This is a genomic window from Providencia sp. TYF-12 (genome assembly GCF_041344805.1).
Classification (GTDB): Bacteria; Pseudomonadota; Gammaproteobacteria; order Enterobacterales; family Enterobacteriaceae; genus Providencia; species Providencia huashanensis.
This window is the reverse complement of the sequence record NZ_CP166833.1, coordinates 2381891-2401369: the sequence shown is the minus strand read 5'-3', so window position 1 is coordinate 2401369 and position 19479 is coordinate 2381891. Positions and strand designations below refer to the sequence as shown.

The following is a 19479-nucleotide window of genomic DNA, read 5'->3' as shown; positions in this document are numbered from 1 at the left end:
ATGTGTTTAGCTGTCATTGAAAAACACACACTCTACCTGATAAAATGCTAGAAGCAACCAATTATTTTTTCAAGGAAGCCATGTTATGCAAGATAATCTACCAATCATTACAAAAGAAGAGTTACTTGAAAAAGCTAATGATATCATAAAGAAACATGATGACTATATTCATGGCATGTTTGTCAACGCTGTTGAGCAACATCGGGGTACTTTTGTGTTTAAAGGGGAATTTTTTCTAGATGAAAATAATATTCCCACATTAAAAAGTACGGCTGCTTTTAATATGTACAAACACCTAGCTCATGTTCTATCTGAACAATACCAACTAAGTAATAACAATTAGTTAACTATTAAGCTATTTAATAAAAATTACCGGCGATTAAGGCCGGTAATTAATTTTAGGACTAAAATGATTTATTTACGAGGTTACAGTTAAAATTATAATAATGGCTTTTGGCCTCGTTGCCACCAGCGGAGTAACAATTTATCAACACTATTTGCCGCACTCCCCATAAATTTATCCATCATTTTTTTGTTTAATACATAACGAATACTCACCACTTCTTTGGTGTCTATAGCGTTAATAATGACATCATCACTCACACCAATTTTATCAACCAAGCCCTTATCTATGGCTTTTGAACCATACCAATACTCACCAGTAGCCACAGATGTTATGTCTAAGGTAGGACGATTTTGATGTACAAACTGCTTAAATAATTCATGAGTTGAATTTAAGTCTTCCACAAATTTCTTACGCCCCTGCTCCGTATTTTCACCAAGCATGGTTAGCGTTCGTTTATATTCACCAGCAGTGTGCAACTCAACATCTACATCGTGTTTTTTGAGTAAACGGTGAATATTAGGTATTTGTGCAACAACACCAATTGACCCAATGATAGAAAATGGTGCAGCAATAATTTTATCAGCAATACAGGCCATCATATAGCCACCACTTGCAGCAACCTTATCAACAGCAATGGTCAGTGAAATATTTTTTTCTTTTAGCCTTAATAATTGCGAGGCAGCTAAACCATAACCATGCACCATCCCACCAGGGCTTTCTAACCTTAACAAAACTTCATCTTGCTGGTCAGCAACGGCAAGGATTGCACTGATTTCTTCTCGTAAAGAAGAAACTTCTCTCGCATCCATACTACCTTTAAAGTCTAAGACATATAAACACGGTTTTTTAACGCCGGTTTGCCCCAGTTTTGCCCCAGTTTTCTCACTTTTTGATTTAACTTTCTGCTGTTTTTTAAATGCTTTCAGCCAGACCTTATGTTCTGATTCATTCATTTTTACTTGCTGCATTTGGCGCTGGCGTTCACGATAGCTTTCACCTAAATCAGTGATTTTTAATGCCCCTTTTGTACCTTGACGGCGCATACCAACACCAAACACAAAAACAGCTAGCAAAACAACAGCCACAAGGATTGTTATGACTTTTGCTAAAAATAACCCATACAAAGAGAAATACTCCACAACTTGATCCTTCTGATATTTATCTTCAATACAAAAATAATCTCACGATTGTCAGTAAACAACCAGAAAAAAACAGTCATTAACACAATATAATTAGTAGATATCTGTGTTAGATTAGCCAATAATCGTAATCAATGCGATGATAAGAATACATGTTAAACATAATGATAGGAAAGAATATGCTCCTATATCAACCTCGACAAGACCTACTGAAAGGAAAAACCATACTCGTAACCGGTGCCGGTGATGGTATTGGTCGCGAAGCCGCTCTCACTTACGCACGTTTTGGTGCATCCTTAATCCTAGTTGGTAGAACACAGCACAAGTTAGAAACCGTTAGCGACGAAATCGCCGCTTTATCTGGGAAGAAATCCCCTTGCTATGTATTAGATTTACTCACTGCTACTATCGATGACTGCCATGCATTGGCTGCAAAAATTTCTGATACAAAACCCTATTTAGATGGTGTTTTACATAACGCAGGGATGCTCGGTGTGGTTGCCCCAATCACTGAGCAGCCGACTGACCTTTGGCATGATGTCATGCAAATTAATGTCAATGCTACCTTTATGTTAACCCAAGCATTACTTCCTCTGCTACTTCGCGCACCTAATGCCTCATTAGTCTTTACTAGCTCAAGTGTTGGTAAACAAGGGCGTGCTGGCTGGGGTGCTTATGCCGTATCAAAATTTGCGACTGAAGGTTTAATGCAAGTTTTAGCAGAAGAATATAAACAAAGTAATCTTCGTGTAAACTGTATTAATCCTGGAGGAACAAGAACTAGCATGCGTGCAAGTGCTTTCCCAGAAGAAAACCCTCTTAAACTGAAAACCCCTGCTGATATTATGCCTATTTATATTTATTTAATGGGTGATGATAGCCTCCGTAAAACAGGGGAAAGTTATGATGCACAACCAGGTCGTAAGGCTGGTGCAGCGGAGTAATAATTTATGTCTCAAAGCCGACACGAAGAACGTCAACAACGTTTGAAAGACAAGGTGGATGCGCGCATTGAAGCGGCGCAAATTGAACGTGGAATATTAATTATTTTCACAGGGAACGGTAAAGGTAAAACGACCGCTGCTTTTGGTACTGTTTGCCGCGCAATTGGGCATGGTAAAAAAGCGGGTGTCATACAATTTATCAAAGGTAGTTGGGATAATGGCGAACGCGAGCTATTAGAACCACAAGGCGTACCTTTTTACGTGATGTCCACTGGGTTTACATGGGAAACCCAAAATAAAGAAACAGACACCCTTGCCTGCCTTGAGACATGGCAACATGCCAAACAATTACTCAGTGACCCACAATACGATTTGGTGGTTCTAGACGAGCTAACTTATATGGTGAGCTACCACTACCTTGATCTAAATGAAGTCACCCAAGCACTACAAAGCCGCCCAGAAAACCAGTCAGTTATTATCACTGGCAGGGCTTGTCATCGCTTTTTGTTAGAATTGGCTGATACAGTAACTGAAATGCGGCCTATCAAACATGCGTTTGATGCAGGGATTAAAGCACAAAAAGGAATTGACTGGTAATTTGTAATATTTAAATGGTCATAGTCCAATCATTTTTTGGGCTATGACCCCTGCAATCTAGCCACCCCTTATTGACACTCAAAATAAGAGTGCAAAATAATAATAAACTTATAAAGTTTTCCATTTATTGTTAACTTGCATTGTTGTTTTTCCTCGAATAATTACATTTCAGACTTATCATTAAATAATGATATTTTATAGCATAAGCTAAGAATATAAAAATTATTAATGCAGCCGACTTAATTTAACCTATCAATTCCAATTCATTAAGTATAATTTCCTGAGTAAAAATACCATGCATTACAGAAATAGAGTAACTATAACAAATTGAAAATTAAGAGTTTTGATTGAAGTTAATAGATCATCATCTATATTTATGCATTTTTAGTTATTTATTGAAAAACAATAAACAATATATTCACGTTAATATTATTAATTTTATTAAAATCAATATACCTGCATAATTAAACAGCCAGAAAGGATTATTAGTTTAATTAAAACTTACCTATTTTAAGGGATATATATGCAGAATATTTTAAACCATAATTTCAATATTCCCACATTGAAATTTAAGCCACTCTTTTTATGCGTTTCCATGATCGTCGGTTCAACAACAGTAGCCCAAGCTGAGATTGTCTCAACGAATGGTGCAGGTATATTAAATCAAGGTAATGGCCCTACCGTTGTTTATATTAATAAACCAAGTCAAGGCGGGGTCTCTCATAATGTGTATAGTAAATTTGATGTTGACCAAAAAGGCGTTATTTTAAATAACAATGGAGGAAACTCTAATACCATTCTTGGTGGCAAAATCGGTAGTAATGGTAATGTTGCTGGTGGTAATAGAGCTAAAGTGATTTTAAATGAAGTAAATTCTAATACAGCAACCACCCTAAACGGAATGATTGAAGTAGCCGGAGGGAAAGCACAAGTTATCGTTGCTAACGCTTCAGGTATCACCTGCAATAACTGTGGCTTTATCAATACCAATCACGCGACTCTGACGACAGGCAAAGTCAACCTAGCCAATGATGGTTCTATTGCTAACTATAATGTACAGCAAGGAAAAATCGCAATTAACGGCAGTTTTAACGCTAATTCTCCAACTGATATCATTGCTCGTTCCGTAGCGATTAATGGTATTGTTGATGCCCAGCGTCTCAACGTTGTTGCTGGTAATAATCAAGTCAATGCCTCTGGTGAAGTTATTGGTTCAACGACAGCTATTGGCACTAAACCTAGTGTCGGCATCGATATTTCTGCTATGGGTGGCATGTATGCAAATAAAATCTCATTAATTGCCACTGAAAGCGGAGTGGGTGTTGCTAATGCGGGGGATATCATTACTCATAATGGTGCCATCACGATTGATAGCGCAGGTAGCGTCAATAATACTAACGCAAGGGTCAATGCCGCTAAAGATTTAAACATTAAAGCAACAGCTGTAACGAATAACGGCCATCTGGTTGGTAATAAAAACGTCAATATCACCGTTGCAGGTACGGGTACCATCAATAATGATCAGGGTGAAATCACATCTTACAACAATGATATTAATTTAACGACATTGGGGCAATTAAGCAATAATGGAGGAACAATCACCGCATTACAAAATATAAATTCAACGTCTGATACTTTGATTAACGATAATGGCTCATTCAATACCTCAAAAGGCGATATGAATATCCATTCCATGAATATTATCTATAATCGAGATAATCAAGGTAACCCTAATGACCCATCTAAAGGGTTCAATTCTGCTCGTGATATCAATATCAGTGCAGTGCATGTTGTAAATCAAAACTCCAATATCACTGCAGGTAGAGATGCCGTTATCAGTTCACAATCATCAATTGAAAACTTAGCAGATAGCAAAATCATCGCCCAACGGCGTGCGGAGATCAGTACCATGTCTTTGACTCAAACTAACTCTGAGATAAAGACAGCTAATGGTCGTATGGATATTGATGCATCGGTATCATTAAACAATGATGCATCATCAAAAATAGACAGTGGTCGGTTAATGAATATCAATGCTAACCAAATCAATAACTCTGGCACTATTATTTCAAATAATGGTCAAATGGCTATCAATTCGAATATATTAAATAATCGCTCAGGTTATATTAAAGGAAATAATCTAGCCATTAAGGCATTTAATATTGATAACCAAGCTGGATTAATTCATTCAGAAAACAATTTAAACATCGAAACCAGTCATCTGAATAATAACAATAGTGCTGACTTTAAACAGGCTAATGCTAAGTTTGGCTTGGTGGATCAGAACGGTGGTCTGCAAACCAATAATGGTACTGTAAAAATTCAAGGGGATACTCTCTACAATATTAATGGTTCTATTGCTGCAAACGTGAATAATATTTCAGCTTCACGTAATGATGTTGATGTTAAGCTTAAATCAACACTTAACAATAATTATGGGAAGATCTTAGGCGCTAATAACCAAAAACTTGATGTGGGTTTATTAGAAAATTACTCAGGAAGCATTGATGCAGGTAGAAACCTGACAATTGATTCAAAAAATCGGGTCAACAATCAATATGGTACTTTGCGTTCTTCAAATACAACTAAGGTCACAAACCCTATCGTTACTAATAGCACAACAGGTACCATCACAGGCAATCGAGTCATTATCGATTCTATTGTAACCAACTAATTTACTTAAGTTATAAGAAAGGAGACGATAAACGTCTCCTTTTTCATTAATTGTCGTTCAGAATTAATATTCTGAGTTAATCACCACTTCCTCACCAAAACGCCCTGCTTTCGGCAATGGCTGATAAGAGGAATTTGCCGCTCTTAAAATACGGATACCACGAATACCTAATTCATGAGCTGCTGCAATATCTGCATCTGCATCACCATAATAAATAGTCAGCTTATGGTCATGCATCCAGCTTACTTTATTATTTTGACCAGGTTCATCACCTGCAAAAATAACTTTCTGCATTTTATCTTCAGGAATAGCTAAACCTTCTTGAACATATTGAGTGACGGTTTCAGTTTTTGTTTTAGTACGGCCAGTAATGAAATAAACAGTATCTCCACGGTCTAAGTGCATTTTGACTAAGTCAATACCCACCTGTTTTGGCATACTAAACTTATCCCATTCATTGTTCATTTTTTCCCAAAACTGTTGGTTTTTTAGATAGCTAAAATCATTTGGTGAAAACTCTAATTTACCACGATAAAAACCAGGGCTCGAAAATAACACTGTATCATCAATATCAAAACCAACCGCCATTGGGGCTTTGCCTTCTAAGCTTTGTTTGATTTGCTCAATGGAAACCCAATGAATAGGCTGCTGTTGCGCTAATTCAACGACTGTCACACCAGGGCTGACTGTTTCTGGCATTGGTATTTTTGCCTGAGAAGTTGCAGTAAAACTTAATGCCAAAGCAACCGCGCTCAGAGTTAGTGTTATTTTTTTCATTTCTTATCCTTATTCAAGGTTTATCCGCTTAAAAACCATTCTTTATTCATCTGGATAAACTGTCTAGCTAACGTGTAAGTAAAATGTTTAACTGCTTATTTTTCTATTACTATCAATAAATAATGCAGAAATTATGTGAGGGATATCTCACATGGGAGGTAATACTAAGTTTTTTAGTTACATTAAAATGAGACACATATCTCATAAATGTTATCTATTCTTGATGGGTTTAATAATAATGTGAGCTAGACCATTAATTTAATAATTGATGGTCTTATGACGAAGTTAGTTCAATAAGTGATAAAACTTAATATTTCTTTAAAGTAGTGCTAACTGTAACCTTCTACACACTTAACATAATTATTTTTGCGAATAAAAAAGCGCATCGGTATCCCTTAGCGCTTTTCTTTAATAATGAAATAATGAAATAATGATTATTACGAAATTAGATACGTGTACGACGCTTCGCTGTCGGCCTTGATGATTGACGCTTAGCTGCAGGGCGTGCTGTAACTTGTGTATGGCGTTTCACCGCACGACGAATTTGGTTCGCTTTAATTCGGCGTTGGTCTCGTTCAACAGCAACCTTACTTTCTGTTTCAGGTGCTAGTTCAACCAATTCGCGAAGATAATTGGTTTGTTGTAAACCAAGCTCTGTCCACCCGCCACGAGGAAGCCCTTTTGGTAAATCAATGTCGCCATAACGAACACGGATCAAACGGCTAACTTGAACACCGACTGATTCCCAAAGACGTCGAACTTCACGGTTACGCCCTTCTGTTAACGTCACGTTATACCATTGGTTCATCCCTTCACCACCGCGATATGAAACCGTTTTAAAAGAAGCAGGACCATCTTCTAATTGCACGCCAGTGGTTAATTGGCGAATTTTAGCATCGTTAATTTCACCAAAAACACGTACCGCGTACTCACGTTCGACTTCACGGCTTGGGTGCATTAACCGATTCGCTAATTCACCATCTGTCGTAAATAATAATAACCCACTCGTATTGACGTCCAAACGGCCAACGGCAATCCACCTAGCCCCTGTTAACTTCGGTAAACGATTAAAAACAGTAGGACGGCCTTCAGGATCATGGCGAGTACATAATTCACCTTCTGGCTTATAATACGCCATAACACGGCAAATCTCTTTCTCAGGCTCTTTAATCGCTAATAAACGGCCATCTAAACGGATTTTTGTTGCTGCTGTAACTTCTACTCGGTCGCCTAATGTTGCAATTTTACCATCAACACTAATACGACCTGCCTGCAGGAATGTTTCGATTTCACGACGGGAACCATGCCCAGAACGGGCAAGGATTTTTTGTAATTTTTCAGTTTTTTGCGGTTTAGCGCTCATGTAACCCTCTACTGTCGCCTTCACAGGCGTCAAATGACTTTTGGGAGTGATATGTTTACCCTCTCCAAAAAGTATTGAATTTGTAAACCCGCGTATTATACACAGGTTTATCTTGAAGCCCTATTACTTATCAGAATATCGCACTTTCAATACATTTTCATATAATTAGCTATATAAACACAGTGTTTTATTAGCTAAACATTACTCAAAAGGCGATGGGTCTCCAGTACCGACCCGAGCAACTACTGGCGTGTCATCCGTAAAATCAATGACTGTTGTTGGTTTTTGCCCGATGTAACCACCGTGGATCACTAAATCGACCTGTTTATCCAATAAATCCCTAATTTCCTCAGGATCAGATTGAGTAAAATCATCACCAGGCATGATTAAACTGGTCGACATTAACGGCTCTCCCACCGCTTCAAGTAGATCCCTTGCAATAGGATTAGAAGGCACTCGTAAACCAATTGTTTTACGTTTTTCATTCATTAAACGGCGCGGGACTTCTTTGGTTGCACGTAAAATAAACGTATAATTACCGGGTGTATTATTTTTAATTAAACGAAATACCGTATTATCAACATGGGCATAATTGGATAATTCAGAAAGGTCACGGCACATTAGTGTGAAATTATGATTGGTATCGAGTTGGCGGATACGGCAAATGCGTTGCAATGCATCTTTTTCTTCTAAACGACAACCTATTGCATAACCTGAGTCTGTCGGATAAACAACAACACCACCTTTATTTAGGATTTCAACGCTTTGGCTAATTAACCGCGTCTGAGGGTTGTCCGGATGGATATAAAAAAACTGGCTCATACATACCTCTACTTTTCGTAGTATCGACAGCATCACCCGGCAAAATACCTATAAATGGTACTATCTATTTATTCAATTAAATGATTTATGTGAAATAAATCATTATCCATACTGGTTATTTTACACCGCATTGTTAATACATCAAAGTATTAGGTGTTTTTTACTTCAGCCCACTGCGCCCAAACGGCCTGTTCATCATCAGGTAACCATAAATTGCGCCCCAGTTCTATCCAAGAACATGGTCGATGAAAATCGGAACCAACTGAGGTTCGTAGCTCAGCAACTTTTGCAAGCTCAGCTAAATACTGCTTTTCATTTGGAGGTTGTTGGCAATGGGAAACTTCCATAGCATCACCATTACATTGCTTAAAATAAGCAATAAGGCGTTTCAACCACTTATTTGATAGTTGATATTTAGATGGGTGCGCTAAAACAGCGACCCCACCTGCGGCGTGAATGGCTTCGATAGATTCGTGAATAGAGCACCACTTTGCAGGTACATACCCTGTTTTGCCTTTTGATAAATAACGTTTAAATACATTGTTAATCGTTTTTTCTTTACCAATTTTAACAATATATTGTGCAAAATGTGCACGAGTCACTTGCCCACCGGCAGAAATATTTCGTGCATTTTCCCATGCATCGTCAATGCCAGCTTTTTGCAAACGACGCCCCATCTCTATTCCACGTTCTAATCGACGAGCTGATTGTTCTTCCAGCAATTTAATCATTGCGGGGTGCTCCGTAGAAAAGTTTAGCCCCACAATATGTATTTCTATATTTTCCCAAAGAGTGGATATTTCTACGCCGTTGATAAGTTCAATTGGCCGATCATTTTCAGCCAAATAACGTCTCGCTTGCAATACACCATCGCAAGTATCATGGTCTGTGATAGCCAAAATATTTACGCCCATGGTTATCGCACGTTCAATTAACGCTTCAGGGGTTAGCTCCCCATCCGAAGCAATCGTATGACTATGTAAATCATAACGAGTCAATAATGACGTTGCTGCTTGCGGCATGGTGGTATCTTCTCCAATTTCCATTAACAACTATTTTCCTAATAAATTAACAAAGTGCTTGACACTAAAGACACGATCCAGTTAACTAGTACGCAAGATGGCTTGGCGCCAATAATTAATCAGTTTATCCAGTGAGGCATATCATGACTTTATTTAACCTAACAAATCGTTGGTGGCGTGACTTCCCAAATTGGGCGGAAGCCGCACGCGCATAGTTATTGTATGTCTCAGTGCCGAACCCGCCTTTCTACGGCGGGTTTTTTAATGTCTAAAATTAGCGTAAGGCAACAAAATGAACAAACAAAACACCACATTAGCACATTTTAAGTATCTGGATAGCCCAATTAACTATCAGCCAGACCCAACATTATTATTTAATCACCTGTGTCAGCAGGTTCCATCCACGATGTTATTGGAATCTGCCGAGGTTAATAACAAAGCGAATTTACAAAGTTTGCTGATTGTTAATAGTGCGCTACGTATACGCGCATTTGCTCAGCGTGTTGAAATAGAAGCTTTAACTCCTAATGGTCAATCCCTATTACCAAAGCTATTAACTGAGCTTAATGGACGAATAGCTCATCACGACCTTAGTGACAATCTATTAACGGTATCATTTAACCAACCGAAACAAGATCTGGATGAAGATAATCGCCTTAAAGCCCCTTCTAGCTTGGATGTTTTAAGAGCGCTACCGACAATTGCTCAAACTTATTCGACTAAACCTGAAACACTATTTGTTGGTGGTCTGTTCGCATACGATTTAGTTGCAGGATTTGAAGATTTACCTGAGGTTAAGAGCGTTAATCAATGCCCCGACTATTGTTTTTTTGTCGCCGAACATTATTTAGTGATCGACCATCAAAATCAGGCTGCACGGATCAAAAGCTGTATTTTTTCTGATAATCAACAGAATATAGAAACCGTAAAACAAAGACATGAACAAATTATCGTTTCATGCCGCCCTTTTTTACCTGAGCTTCCCCTTGAGTCGGCGCCCAATTTTACCGTGACAGTAAATAAAAGCGACCAAGAGTATGGTGCAATCGTTACGTCTTTAAAAGAAGCTATTTACCGTGGTGATATTTTCCAGGTTGTCCCCTCACGTAAATTTACCATGCCTTGTGCACACCCATTGATTTCATATCAAAAACTGAAGTTGCAAAACCCAAGCCCATATATGTTTTACATGCAAGATCAAGATTTCACCCTATTTGGTGCTTCACCAGAAAGCGCACTGAAATATGCCACCCAAACCCGCAAAGTGGAAATTTACCCAATCGCTGGAACGCGTCCTCGTGGGCGTAATGCGCAGGGAGATTTAGACCTCGATTTAGATAGCCGTATTGAACTCTCAATGCGCTCAGATGAAAAAGAATTAGCAGAGCACATCATGCTAGTAGACCTTGCTCGTAACGATTTAGCGCGTATTTGTGAAGCTGGCAGCCGTTATGTAGCTAATTTAACTAAAGTTGACCGCTATTCCTTTGTTATGCATTTGGTTTCTCACGTTGTAGGAACATTACGCCAAGACTTAGATATTTTTCATGCTTATCAAGCTTGTATGAATATGGGCACCCTTACTGGGGCACCAAAAGTAAAAGCCATGCAGTTAATTGCCCAAAATGAACAGGAACGACGCGGCTCATACGGCGGTGCCGTTGGTTATTTCCAAGGAAATGGTGATTTTGATACTTGCATTGTTATTCGCTCCGCCTATGTCGAAAATGGAATTGCAACGGTACAAGCTGGCGGAGGCGTCGTATTGGATTCTTCACCACAAGCTGAAGCAGATGAAACCCGTAATAAAGCACGAGCGGTGATCCGCGCAATTGCCCAAGCACACCAAGTAAAGGAGTTATTTTAATGGCGAATATTTTACTGCTCGATAATGTAGATTCCTTTACTTATAACTTGGTAGACCAGCTACGCTCTGGCGGACATCAAGTGGTTATTTACCGTAATACCGTCAGCGCATCGCATATTCTGTCAGTATTAAACAATATGGATTCCCCTATTTTAGTTCTGTCTCCTGGGCCTGGGAAACCAAGCGCGGCGGGCTCAATGCCAGAAGTCTTACAGCAGGTAAAAGGCAAAATTCCAGTTATTGGTATTTGTTTAGGACACCAAGCTATTGTTGAAGCTTATGGTGGGACTGTTTCTGCTGCTGGTGAAATATTACATGGTAAATCCTCTATCGCAACTCACGATGAACTCGCCATGTTTGCTAATCTTGAAAACCCAATTTCTGTAGCCCGTTACCATTCATTAGTTGGTAGCCAAATCCCTAGCAGCCTGACAATTTGTGCGCAATCAAATGGCATGGTTATGGCAGTCCGCAATGATAGTGACCGAGTCTGTGGGTTCCAATTCCACCCTGAATCTATTTTAACAACCACAGGCAAACAGTTGTTAGAAAATACCGTGGCATGGGCTCTTTCTACACCCAATGAAAATACCACCACTCATTCGCACTAACGGGATACTAAAGAGCCAATTATGCAAAATATTTATGACAAATTATTTAAAGCACAACCACTGACTCAACAAGAAAGCCAGTTTTTATTTAACGCTATTATCCAAGGTGAGTTAACTGAGCCCCAATTAGCTGCGGTGTTGATCAGTATGAAAATGCGTGGTGAGCAGCCCCAAGAAATTGCAGGTGCTGCACTGGCTTGCTTAGAAAATGCACAGCCATTCCCTCGCCCTAATTATACATTCAGTGATATTGTTGGTACTGGTGGTGATGGGGCTAATAGTATCAATATTTCGACGGCCAGTGCCTTTGTCGCCGCAGAATGTGGTATTAAAGTCGCTAAGCATGGTAATCGTAGCGTATCAAGCCGCTCCGGTTCTTCTGACCTACTCGCCGCATTTGGTATTGCTCTTGATCTAAGTGCTCAAAGTGCGCGCGATGCACTAGATGAGCTTGGCGTCTGTTTTTTATTTGCACCACAATATCACAGCGGTTTTCGCCATGCGGCCCCGGTACGTACACAACTTAAAACACGCACTTTATTTAATGTACTCGGTCCGTTGATTAACCCAGCTCGCCCACCAATCGCACTTATTGGCGTCTATCAAGAAACACTAGTCAAACCTGTTGCTGAAACATTACAGATGCTTGGTTTTACACGCGCAGCTGTGGTACACAGTGGAGGGATGGATGAAGTATCACTACACGCGCCCACACAAGTGGCTGAATTAAAAGATGGTGCTTTACACTATTATCAGTTAACCGCTGAGGATTTTGGCTTAACGCCCTATGCGTTAACTGATTTAGAAGGGGGAACCCCAGATGAGAACCGCGTATTGCTAAGCAACTTGCTTCAGGGGCACGGTAAAGCTGCTCATGAAGCCGCTGTTGCGGCTAATGTCGCGATGTTAATGCGCATTAATGGCCATGAAAATCTAAAACAAAATAGTGAACATGCACTCGCAATTATCCGTAGCGGTAAAGCATTTGACCGCGTCACTGCACTAGCGGCAAGGAACCAATAACATGAAAGCAACCGTATTACAAAAAATTGTTGATGATAAAGCCAGCTACCTCATTGAACGTAAAGCGAAACAACCTTTAAGTGCCTTTATCGATGAGGTTCAGCCTAGTCAACGTAGCTTCTATAATGCGCTCAGTGCAAAACGCCCTGTTTTTATCTTGGAGTGCAAAAAAGCGTCTCCATCTAAAGGCCTAATCAGAGAAGATTTTGACCCAGAAGTGATCGCCAAAACCTATGCACCTTATGCATCTGCGATTTCCGTACTTACTGATGAAAAATATTTTCAAGGTAATATGGATTACCTGACTATTGTTAGTCAGGCAGTAAAGCAACCTGTATTATGTAAAGACTTTATCATTGATTCATATCAAATTTATCTAGCTAGATATTACCAAGCAGACGCTATCTTATTGATGTTATCAGTCCTAAGTGATGATGAATATATCGCTTTAGCTCAAGTTGCTCATCAACTCAATATGGGCGTGTTAACAGAAGTCAGTAATGAAGAAGAATTAGAAAGAGCGATTGCTTTAAAATCTAAAGTCGTGGGTATCAATAACCGTGATTTACGTGACCTTTCCATTGATTTAAACCGGACACGTGAGCTTGCCCCTCGATTAGCGCAAGGCACAATTGTTATCAGCGAATCAGGCATTCATCAACACCAACATATTCAATCGCTTAACCAATTTGCTAATGGTTTTTTAATTGGCAGTGCGTTGATGGAACAAACTGGTCTTGATAAAGCGCTACAACGTTTATTAGTTGGTGAACATAAAGTTTGTGGTTTAACTCGTGAACAAGACGCAAAAGCAGTATTAGATGCGGGAGCTTGCTTTGGGGGATTAATTTTTGCTGAAGGTTCCCCACGTAAAGTGACACTGTCACAAGCACAAAACATTATTCATGCTGCCCCCTTAAAATACGTTGGGGTTTTTCGCAATCAGTCAGCTGATTTTGTTGCTCATATTGCTCAGCGCCTTGCGTTATCCGCGGTTCAATTACATGGACAAGAAAATCAAGAGTATATAGCAACGCTGAGAAACCTGCTCCCCAGTTATTGTGAAATCTGGAAAGCAGTCGATATGTCACAAGTGGATTTGTCTCACTATGACACCCAAGGTGTCGATGTTTTGTTGCTAGATAATGGCCATGGCGGTACAGGGAAAACTTTCGACTGGAGCACCATCCCGCAATCTGTTAATCAACGTTTTATGATCGCAGGCGGGCTAAATGCCCAAAATTGCCTTGAAGCATCGAAATTACTTTGTAATGGACTTGATTTTAATTCAGGGGTGGAAATTGAGCCCGGAATTAAAAGTGAACAAAAAATAAACTTAGTGCTATCAACTTTATTCGCGGAATCAACACATAGCTAACCACTAGATAACGATAGCCTTATTAGTAATAAACAATATTTAGACCCAATTTAATTGACGAGATGGATAACAAACAATGAGCAAATTAGATCCGTATTTCGGCGAGTTTGGTGGACAATATGTCCCAGAAATTCTTATTCCCGCTTTAAACCAATTAGAAGATGCTTTTATTGAAGCGCAAAATGATGCTAGTTTTTTGCAGGAGTTTCACGACCTTCTTAAAAACTACGCAGGTCGCCCTACGGCCCTGACACTTTGTCAAAACTTAACCGCTGGTACAAAGACCAAATTATACTTAAAGCGTGAGGACTTATTACATGGTGGTGCCCACAAAACCAACCAAGTATTAGGCCAAGCTTTACTCGCCAAACGAATGGGCAAAACTGAAATTATTGCGGAAACAGGCGCAGGACAGCACGGCGTGGCAACTGCTTTAGCTTGCGCATTATTAAATATGAAATGCCGTATTTATATGGGGGCTAAAGACGTTGAACGCCAATCGCCTAACGTATTTCGTATGAAATTAATGGGAGCTGAAGTTATCCCTGTGTACAGTGGTTCCGCCACACTCAAAGATGCATGTAATGAAGCATTGAGGGACTGGTCTGGTAGCTATGATAATGCCCATTATCTATTAGGGACAGCCGCAGGGCCTCACCCTTACCCAACCATTGTACGTGAATTTCAACGCATGATAGGCGACGAAGCAAAACAACAAGTTCTTGAAAAAGAAGGTCGTTTACCTGATGCCGTTATTGCCTGTATTGGTGGTGGCTCCAATGCGATTGGTTTATTTGCCTTATTTATACCAGAAGAAAACGTCAAATTAATTGGTGTGGAACCCGCAGGGTTGGGAATTGAATCAGGCCAACACGGGGCACCATTAAAACACGGTCGTGTAGGTATATATTTTGGTATGAAGTCCCCAATGATGCAAACCAACGAAGGGCAGATTGAAGAGTCCTACTCCATTTCGGCGGGGTTAGACTTTCCTTCTGTTGGCCCTCAACACGCACACTTAAATAGTATTGGTCGAGCCGAGTATGTTTCCATTACCGATGATGAAGCACTTAATGCCTTCAAGTTATTATCTCGTAAAGAAGGTATTATTCCTGCATTAGAATCATCGCATGCACTCGCTTATGCATTAAAAATGGCAGAGCAACAACCAAATAAAGAACAATTACTCATCGTAAATTTATCAGGCCGTGGAGATAAGGACATTTTTACAGTGCATGATATTCTGGCCAGCAAAGGAGAAATTTAATGGAACGTTATACCCAACTTTTTGAGCGTTTAAGCCATAACAATCAAGGTGCATTTGTTCCATTTGTTACATTAGGCGACCCTGATGCTGAGTTATCGTTAAAAATTATCGATGCATTAATTTCAGGTGGCGCAGATGCTTTGGAAATAGGCATTCCTTTTTCTGATCCTCTCGCTGATGGCCCTACGATCCAAAATGCCAATTTACGCGCATTTAAAAGCGAAATTACTCCGACTATCTGTTTTGAGTTATTGGGCCGTATAAGGGAAAAGCACCCTACTATACCAATTGGCTTATTGGTATATGCGAATTTGGTGTTTACTAATGGGATTGAAAACTTTTATATCCGTTGTGAGAAAGCAGGTGTTGATTCCGTATTAGTTGCAGATGTTCCAATGAATGAGTCAAAGGCTTTCCGTGAAGCAGCTTTAGCGCACAATATCGCCCCAATTTTTATTTGCCCGCCAAATGGTGATGATGCATTGTTACAACAAATTGGGCAATATAGCCGTGGATACACTTATTTATTATCTCGTGCAGGTGTAACAGGTACAGAGAAACGTGCGGAAATGCCGTTAACTCACTTGATTGATAAGTTAAATCAGTATCAAGCAGCGCCTGCATTACAAGGCTTCGGTATTTCAGAACCGGAACAAGTTAGAGAAGCGATTAAAAATGGTGCGGCCGGCGCTATTTCTGGCTCAGCTATAGTAAAAATCATTGAAAATAACCTAAATAAACCTGATGTTCTGCTAAAAACATTAACAGAATTTGTATTTAAAATGAAATCGGCAACACAGAAATAACTTTAACTATCTTTTAAGAGACCGTTATTAAAAATAACGGTCTCTTATTTAAAAATGAAAATTAACTTTAATGATACTTATAATACATATCTACTATTTATAAATCCCCCCACCCCAATTAAAAATATATTTCTTTAAAATTAGGAATGATTAGATTAAATATTAACCTCGTTTTAATACGCATAAATAACTTTCACCAATCAATTAGTTACGGAAATTTAAAGCTAGGTATTACCACTTTAGTATATTCACTTAATAATCTGTAGCAGAGTAAACGTTATTTGTTGTTTTTATTTGTTATTATGTTTTATTTGTTATAAAAGACTACACTTTCTTTCATTATGGCATTTAAATCTCCCACCTCCTGAACAATTAGACTTAAGCACAATTAAATTTTAATAAAAACCAATATAACGCATAATTTTCACGCTTTAATAGCAATAATTTTAGCTATTTTATTTTATCTATAGTCTATATTTAGGAATATTTTATGAAAAAACATTCTGATAAATCAATCGGACATCCGATACTAAAAATCAAACCACTCTTTTTAAGTGTATCTGTTATTTTAGGCTCTATTTCCGTTGCTCAAGCTGCTGTTGTAAATACTAATGGCGCAGGTGTATTAAACCAAGTTAACGGCCCAACAATTGTTCATATTAAAGGAGCAAGTGATAAAGGCGTTTCCCATAACATTTATAGTCAATTCGATGTTGACCAAAAAGGTGTAATTCTAAATAACAGTGCTGCCAATACAAATACCACTCTAGGTGGTCAAATCAATGGTAACCTAAACTTAAATAATGGTAATGGACCTGCTAAAGTTATCTTAAATGAAGTCAATTCAAATAAAGCCAGTGTACTTGGCGGTGTAATTGAAGTGGCTGGAACTAATAAAGCACAAGTCATCGTTGCTAATGCATCAGGTATCACATGTGATAATTGCGGCTTTATTAATACTGACCGTGTGACTTTAACAACAGGTAAGCCAATCGTTGCAGGTGGTGATCTCCTCGGTTATAACGTAGAAAAAGGCCAAATCATTATTAATAGCCGTCTACAATCTGATTCACCAACTGACATTATTGCCCGTTCAGCAGTAATCCGTGGAGATATCCACGCTGAAGAAGTTAATGTTGTTGCTGGTAATAACTTTGTAGATGCGAGTGGCAAACAAGTCACTAAAGTACAAGGTGTTGGTTACCCAACTAGCGTAGGTGTTGATATTGCCGCTATGGGTGGTATGTACGCAAATAAAATTACCTTAGTTTCAACTGAAAGTGGTACAGGTGTTTCTAATAAAGGTAGTTTAGTTGCAGGCGCTGGCGGAGTTAATATTGATTCTACTGGTTTAGTATACAACCAAAGTTCTAGAATGAATTCATCTGGTGGTATTAATATTAAAGCAAATGGTTTGTCTAACTCATCGACTATCCTTGCTAATGGGGATATTGACATTATTACTAATAATTCAGATCTGAATAATGTTAATGGTCAAATCACATCAAATGCAGGAAACATTAAATTAACTGCTTCAAGAGTAGATAATAGAAGTGGTATTATCAACGCACGACAAGCAATGAGTATTGTAACATCAGGTAATATCAACAATAGTAATGGTTCAATTAGAACGAATAACGGCGATCTTAATATTAAGGCTTCTGGTACAATAGATAATATCTATAATCTACGCAACAACGTCATAAATGTTGATGAGCGTGGAATTAGAGCAGGTAATGATTTAACAATAAACACCTCGAAACTCTATAATAATAACTCTACTGTATCTGGTCGCGATGTCACCATTAATGCTCGCGATTCTATCTATAATTCTAGTGATAGCCAGATCATTGCTAAAAGAAAAGTTACCCTTGATGCAGCTTCGCTGCAAAATTACAATTCTCTGATCAAATCAACGAATGGTCTAACTAATATTAACCTTTCTGACACTTTGACAAATGATAGCTATGCTGCAATTTCGAGTGGTAGAGCTTTAAATATTGATGCTAATATCATTAATAACAAAGGTTCTCTATCTGCTAGTGCTGGAAAATCTAAATTTAATGCTTATACCCTAAATAACCAAAATGGATATATTAAAGGAAATAATTTAGATATTAAAACTACAAACTTATCAAATAATGAAGGATTAATTGCTGCGGACTCTAATGTTGTTATTAATACTACTAGCTTAAATAACTCTAGATCTACCGGATTTAATAGTTATGCAAGCAAGTTTGGAGTAGCAGGACATTCTGGCGGAATCTATGCTAAAGATGGCTCTGTCACTATCAAAGCTAATAGCGCAAATAACTATAGCGGTATTATCGTAGCTCACAATAAAGATGCTCTATCAAATGGTGGTGATGTTAATATTACCTTAAGAAACGATCTTGATAACCGTTATGGTACAATTCAAGGTGCAAATACTATTAAATTAGACGTGAATAAATTAGACAATTCTAATTCAGGTCTAGTTCAAGCGGGTAAAGACCTTACTATTGATGCATTTTCTCGTGTTGATAATTACTCCGGTGGTCGTTTAACTTCATTGGGTACAACGACTATCACTAGTCCAGTTATTAGTAATAGCTCTAATGGAACAATCTTAGGTTCAATGGTTGTTTTAAACACTTATAACTATTATTAATTAAATTAACAAGGGGGGCATAAGCCCCCCTAATATTAACTCCAAATTAGAGTGTAGTTTAAATTAAAAATACCTAGTTGACCATCTAGTCATTATTTCTTATACCAACACAATAATCTTAAGGCAATCTGATAATTAATATTATTCCAACTAAATACCCCCCTCTCTTACATTAAGTAAAAAAACTTATTTA

16 protein-coding genes and 1 other annotated feature are annotated in these 19479 nt (G+C 38.5%); of the genes, 11 read left to right on the top strand and 5 right to left on the bottom strand.

What is annotated here, in order from left to right; all coding sequences use genetic code 11:
- The first annotated feature begins 85 nt into the window (after positions 1-85).
- A complete protein-coding gene (locus ABE954_RS10845; RefSeq protein ID WP_042843671.1) occupies positions 86-343 on the top strand; it encodes a DUF2498 family protein in 258 nt (85 codons plus the stop codon).
- A 95-nt stretch (positions 344-438) separates the two neighbouring features.
- On the opposite strand, the gene sohB is transcribed toward ABE954_RS10845, so the two are convergent.
- A complete protein-coding gene (sohB, locus tag ABE954_RS10840; RefSeq protein WP_371025439.1) occupies positions 439-1485 on the bottom strand; it encodes a protease SohB in 1047 nt (348 codons plus the stop codon).
- A gap of 179 nt (positions 1486-1664) precedes the next feature.
- Here sohB and ABE954_RS10835 point away from each other — a divergent pair, with 179 nt between their 5' ends.
- The 3 genes from ABE954_RS10835 (at position 1665) to ABE954_RS10825 (ending at position 5700) form a co-directional block, all read left to right on the top strand.
- On the top strand, positions 1665-2429 hold the full coding sequence (locus ABE954_RS10835) for a YciK family oxidoreductase (protein WP_042843669.1): 765 nt from the start codon (positions 1665-1667) through the stop codon (positions 2427-2429).
- 6 nt (positions 2430-2435) lie between these two features.
- Positions 2436-3026: a cob(I)yrinic acid a,c-diamide adenosyltransferase gene (gene cobO, locus ABE954_RS10830; protein WP_042843668.1), complete on the top strand. Its 591-nt coding sequence runs from the start codon at positions 2436-2438 to the stop codon at positions 3024-3026.
- A gap of 523 nt (positions 3027-3549) precedes the next feature.
- Positions 3550-5700 (top strand): filamentous hemagglutinin N-terminal domain-containing protein, encoded by a 2151-nt coding sequence (locus ABE954_RS10825; protein ID WP_371025438.1) that lies wholly within the window; start codon positions 3550-3552, stop codon positions 5698-5700.
- A 63-nt stretch (positions 5701-5763) separates the two neighbouring features.
- On the opposite strand, the gene aphA is transcribed toward ABE954_RS10825, so the two are convergent.
- From aphA to ABE954_RS10805, 4 genes are all read right to left on the bottom strand, one after another.
- Entirely contained in the window at positions 5764-6477 is a 714-nt protein-coding gene (gene aphA / locus ABE954_RS10820) for an acid phosphatase AphA (protein WP_042843666.1), read from the bottom strand.
- Between the two features lie 445 nt (positions 6478-6922).
- Positions 6923-7840, bottom strand: coding sequence for a 23S rRNA pseudouridine(2605) synthase RluB (gene rluB, locus ABE954_RS10815; RefSeq protein ID WP_042843665.1), 918 nt, complete (start codon positions 7838-7840; stop codon positions 6923-6925).
- A 201-nt stretch (positions 7841-8041) separates the two neighbouring features.
- Positions 8042-8662, bottom strand: a complete 621-nt coding sequence (locus tag ABE954_RS10810) for an L-threonylcarbamoyladenylate synthase (protein WP_042843664.1) — start codon at positions 8660-8662, stop codon at positions 8042-8044.
- Between the two features lie 149 nt (positions 8663-8811).
- Positions 8812-9684, bottom strand: coding sequence for a PHP domain-containing protein (locus ABE954_RS10805; RefSeq protein WP_048607286.1), 873 nt, complete (start codon positions 9682-9684; stop codon positions 8812-8814).
- 164 nt (positions 9685-9848) lie between these two features.
- Positions 9849-9950 (top strand) — a sequence feature (Trp leader region).
- A 26-nt stretch (positions 9951-9976) separates the two neighbouring features.
- Here ABE954_RS10805 and ABE954_RS10800 point away from each other — a divergent pair.
- From ABE954_RS10800 to ABE954_RS10770, 7 genes are all read left to right on the top strand, one after another.
- Positions 9977-11551, top strand: a complete 1575-nt coding sequence (locus ABE954_RS10800; RefSeq protein ID WP_131680775.1) for an anthranilate synthase component 1 — start codon at positions 9977-9979, stop codon at positions 11549-11551.
- Positions 11551-12162 (top strand): gamma-glutamyl-gamma-aminobutyrate hydrolase family protein, encoded by a 612-nt coding sequence (locus tag ABE954_RS10795; protein ID WP_042843662.1) that lies wholly within the window; start codon positions 11551-11553, stop codon positions 12160-12162. Before ABE954_RS10800 ends, ABE954_RS10795 begins: the two co-directional genes overlap by 1 nt.
- A 21-nt stretch (positions 12163-12183) precedes the next feature.
- The gene (gene trpD / locus ABE954_RS10790; protein ID WP_042843661.1) at positions 12184-13185 is read left to right on the top strand and encodes an anthranilate phosphoribosyltransferase; all 1002 of its coding nucleotides are present in this window, start codon (positions 12184-12186) and stop codon (positions 13183-13185) included.
- 1 nt (position 13186) lies between these two features.
- Positions 13187-14563 (top strand): bifunctional indole-3-glycerol-phosphate synthase TrpC/phosphoribosylanthranilate isomerase TrpF, encoded by a 1377-nt coding sequence (gene trpCF, locus ABE954_RS10785; protein WP_371025437.1) that lies wholly within the window; start codon positions 13187-13189, stop codon positions 14561-14563.
- 76 nt (positions 14564-14639) lie between these two features.
- Positions 14640-15830: a tryptophan synthase subunit beta gene (trpB, locus tag ABE954_RS10780; protein ID WP_371025436.1), complete on the top strand. Its 1191-nt coding sequence runs from the start codon at positions 14640-14642 to the stop codon at positions 15828-15830.
- Positions 15830-16636 (top strand): tryptophan synthase subunit alpha, encoded by an 807-nt coding sequence (trpA, locus tag ABE954_RS10775; protein WP_042843658.1) that lies wholly within the window; start codon positions 15830-15832, stop codon positions 16634-16636. The genes trpB and trpA overlap by 1 nt, the downstream gene beginning before the upstream one ends.
- Positions 16637-17126: 490 nt before the next feature.
- Positions 17127-19286, top strand: coding sequence for a filamentous hemagglutinin N-terminal domain-containing protein (locus ABE954_RS10770; protein WP_166686554.1), 2160 nt, complete (start codon positions 17127-17129; stop codon positions 19284-19286).
- Positions 19287-19479 lie beyond the last annotated feature (193 nt).